Here is a 3829-nt window from a genome sequence, read left to right on the forward strand (position 1 = left end):
ATTAGATAATACTGGCAAGTGCTGATTTCTGAGTGGATGACTTTGAGTATATATGAGCGCACCTTTCCCATTATACTTATAGTATCATGTCAAATTTTTTCAGTCAAGCTATTTTTCTGACTACCACCAAAATCTTACAAATAAATTAGGATTTCTATATAAACATGATAAAATTTTTCCCGACATAACCATCAACAAAAAAATAGGCAATTAACACCTAATAAAAAGATAAATTATTAATTTTTACTGCTGCTTTATTAGCAGTAAATCGGAAATAAAAAGGGTAAAAATGTTAACGTTAGATATTTTTTGCACAGTTAAATGGTTAAATAATTCCATCAAAATTCCCTGGTAAAATACGCTAGCTTAACCAGGGAATATAACTGCAACTATTGTACAGTATAACCACCGTCTATTGTGAGGGAATGACCTGTAATAAAACTAGCTGCATCGGAACATAACCAAACAACAGCATTAGCTACTTCTTCTGGTTTACCAATACGACCAATAGGGTGTGCTGCTGCTATTTGTGCTTTAGCTTCACCATCATCATCCTGGCTAAAACCACGGTCAACCATATCTGTTTGAATTACACCAGGACAAACACTATTAATTCTAATACCTGCCGTTGCTTGTTCCAAAGCAACAGCTTTTGTTAACCCTATTACACCATGTTTACTAGCACCGTAAATTGAACCATTAGGAAAACCAATTAATCCCGCTATAGAAGCATTATTTACTATTGATCCCCCACCATTTTTTAACATTTCTGGAATTTGATATTTCATCGATAACCAAACTCCTTTAAGATTGGTACTAATAACCTGATTCCAATTTTCTTCAGTTTGTTCAATACTAGGTCCTAATATTCCTTCTGTACCTGCATTATTGAAGGCGTAATCTAAACGATTATAAGTATTAATTGTTTGATTAACTAAGTTTTCAACTTCAGTAGCTTGAGTAATATCTGTTTTGACAAAGATAGCTTCGCTGCCAATTTCTTTAATCATTGCCACTGTTTCTTCGCTTTCTTTTTCCCTACGACTAGCAATAACTATTTTGGCTCCTTTCTTAGCAAAAGCTATAGCAGTAGCTCTACCAATACCAGAACTTCCTCCCGTGATTAGGGCAACTTTTCCTTCAAATTCGTTACTCATAATTTATGGTTGTATAAACAACACTAAATTTTACCGAATAATTAATAATTATTCATTAAATCATTCAGCTTTATTAGCCTCCCCTTGAAAGGGGAAAAAGCGGTCGAGAGATGGCGAGGTTTCCCGAAGAGTGCAGAGCCACTTCGTTAACGCCATCTCTAATCAACCAAGAGAAATAAATTTTTTTCCTTATTGGTCAATCCTCTCCCTAAATGGGAGAGGTAATTATCAATTATCCACTATCAATTAATGAACAGCTATTGCTCAGATAAAATTAGTGATTATTCAAAAATCATCACTAATTATCAAAAATTTTATCTCTAAAGTAAAAAGGTCGAATCATAAATTTTTAGCGCTGTTAAATGGTTAAATAATTCCATCAAAATTCCCTAGTCAAATACTCGATTAACCAGGGAATATAACTGCAACTATTGTACAGTATAACCACCGTCTATTGTGAGGGAATGACCTGTAATAAAACTAGCTGCATCGGAACATAACCAAACAACAGCATTAGCTANTTACTGCTGCTTTATTAGCAGTAAATCGGAAATAAAAAGGGTAAAAATGTTAACGTTAGATATTTTTTGCACAGTTAAATGGTTAAATAATTCCATCAAAATTCCCTGGTAAAATACGCTAGCTTAACCAGGGAATATAACTGCAACTATTGTACAGTATAACCACCGTCTATTGTGAGGGAATGACCTGTAATAAAACTAGCTGCATCGGAACATAACCAAACAACAGCATTAGCTATTTCTTCTGGTTTGCCAAAACGACCAATAGGTTGTGCTGCCTTAGCTTCACTCCGACCAATCTTAGATAAAATACGGTCAAGTAAATCTGTTTGAGTCGGACCAGGACAAACACTATTAATCCTAATACCTGCTTTTGCTTGTTCCAAAGCAACAGCTTTTGTTAACCCTATTACACCATGTTTACTAGCACAGTAAATTGAAAGATTAGGAACACCAATTAGTCCCGCTACAGAAGCATTATTTACTATTGCTCCCCCACCATTTTTTAACATTTGTGGAATCTGATATTTCATTGATAACCAAACTCCTTTAAGATTGGTATTAATAATCTGATTCCAATTTTCTTCAGTTTGTTCAATACTAGGTCCTAATGTTCCTTCTGTACCTGCATTATTGAAGGCGTAATCTAAACGATTATAAGTATTAATTGTTTGATTAACTAAGTTTTCAACTTCAGTGGCTTGAGTAATATCTGTTTTGATAAATATAGCTTCACTGCCAATTTCTTTAATCATTGCCACTGTTTCTTGACCTTCTTTTTCCATGCGATCGCCAATAACTACTTTGGCTCCTTTCTTAGCAAAAGCTATAGCAGTAGCTCTACCAATACCAGAACTTCCTCCCGTGATTAGGGCAACTTTTCCCTCAAATTCTTTCATCAGATTCATTAGGCTTGTATTTGTTCCAAAATATGATAATATCCAAGATTAATATTACCATTTATCTAGCATTTTAATTATGACACAAGAAATTATTCTTAAATATATTGATAGCTCAATCAAAGCAGTTAATTGGTTAGAAACTCAAATTAATGATGATGGTAGTTATTATCTAGAAACTCAGGATTTAGCTTGTTATTATAAGTCTCCTTATCTGTTTTATATATCTGGAAAAATAGAGTTAGCTAATAGAATATTGAATTATATAAAAAATAAGTTTTTAAGAGCAAATGGAGATTTAACAACCCAGGAAAATTATAAAAGTGAAAATGATGCTTTTGGTGAATATTTGGCTTATATCAATGGTTCGATTGCTATAGCTGCTCAGAAAATGGGGCGCTTTGATGTTTCTTATCCTGTTTATCAATATTTAACATCATTTTATCATCCAGAATTGGATGGTTTTACAACTAACAAACCTTTTGAAAAAGGTGAAAATGTTGTAGATGTTTTGACTACTACTCATTTAGGATTAACTTGTTTATATTTTGGGGATCTGGAAAGAGCAAAAAAGGCTGGAAAATTGTTAGATAAATTTATCAATATTCAGCCAGATATTAACTCTGGATTTTATTTACCGAATAATTAAGGTATAAAGCCAACTAGATCAAGAGAAACAATGAATTGATTTTCCTTTTATTCAATCCAATCCGTTTTAGGGAGAGGTAATTATCAATTATCCATTATCCATTATCAATTATTGAAGGATGAATGATGAGGAAAAACTAATACTTGATTTTTCTGAGGATGTATCTTTATTTTTTCAGGTCAGTGCAAATCAACCAAATCAAGCCTATTTTATGATTGGATATCCTCTGGCTTTTTTGGCTAATCTCTACAGAACCACTGGGGATAATTTTTACCTAAATACTGCCCAAAAATATCTAGATTTTGCTTTGAGTTGCCATGAAAATATCCGCTCATTTTATTTTAGTCATAAGGTGGCGTGGGGTGCTGCTATAATTGCTAATCTAACAGGAGAAATAAAAGCAACTGAATTATCAAAAAGTATTGCCGATTATTTGTTAACTATTCAGACTGAAACAGGAGCTTGGTTAACCGAAAAACCAGCTTATTCTTATGTTGACCAAACCGCAGAAATTGCTATATGGTTGAGAGAGATAGCTACAGAAATAATTAATAATTAATAATTAATAATTAATAATTAATTATTACCTCTTCTGTAATAGAA

General features: G+C 32.8%; 5 protein-coding genes. 2 read left to right on the plus strand and 3 right to left on the minus strand.

Features of this window, described 5'->3' with window-relative positions; translation table 11 throughout:
- Positions 1-389 precede the first annotated feature (389 nt).
- The 3 genes from AFK68_RS06660 to AFK68_RS06670 all read right to left on the minus strand — a co-directional run bounded on the left by AFK68_RS06660 (position 390) and on the right by AFK68_RS06670 (position 2577).
- The gene (locus AFK68_RS06660; protein ID WP_094672086.1) at positions 390-1157 is read right to left on the minus strand and encodes an SDR family oxidoreductase; all 768 of its coding nucleotides are present in this window, start codon (positions 1155-1157) and stop codon (positions 390-392) included.
- A 428-nt stretch (positions 1158-1585) separates the two neighbouring features.
- Positions 1586-1677 (minus strand): SDR family oxidoreductase (locus tag AFK68_RS43340; RefSeq protein ID WP_143437635.1); only part of this gene is annotated, 92 nt, incomplete at its 5' end.
- Between the two features lie 147 nt (positions 1678-1824).
- Positions 1825-2577, minus strand: coding sequence for an SDR family oxidoreductase (locus AFK68_RS06670; protein WP_094672090.1), 753 nt, complete (start codon positions 2575-2577; stop codon positions 1825-1827).
- Between the two features lie 79 nt (positions 2578-2656).
- Between AFK68_RS06670 and AFK68_RS06675 the strand changes: the two genes are divergently transcribed.
- Together AFK68_RS06675 and AFK68_RS06680 are read left to right on the plus strand one after the other, a co-directional pair.
- Positions 2657-3226: a hypothetical protein gene (locus AFK68_RS06675; RefSeq protein ID WP_094672087.1), complete on the plus strand. Its 570-nt coding sequence runs from the start codon at positions 2657-2659 to the stop codon at positions 3224-3226.
- 118 nt (positions 3227-3344) lie between these two features.
- Positions 3345-3785 (plus strand): hypothetical protein, encoded by a 441-nt coding sequence (locus tag AFK68_RS06680; RefSeq protein ID WP_094672088.1) that lies wholly within the window; start codon positions 3345-3347, stop codon positions 3783-3785.
- Positions 3786-3829: the final 44 nt, after the last annotated feature.

This window comes from Hydrocoleum sp. CS-953 (assembly GCF_002260545.1).
GTDB lineage: Bacteria > Cyanobacteriota > Cyanobacteriia > Cyanobacteriales > Microcoleaceae > Trichodesmium.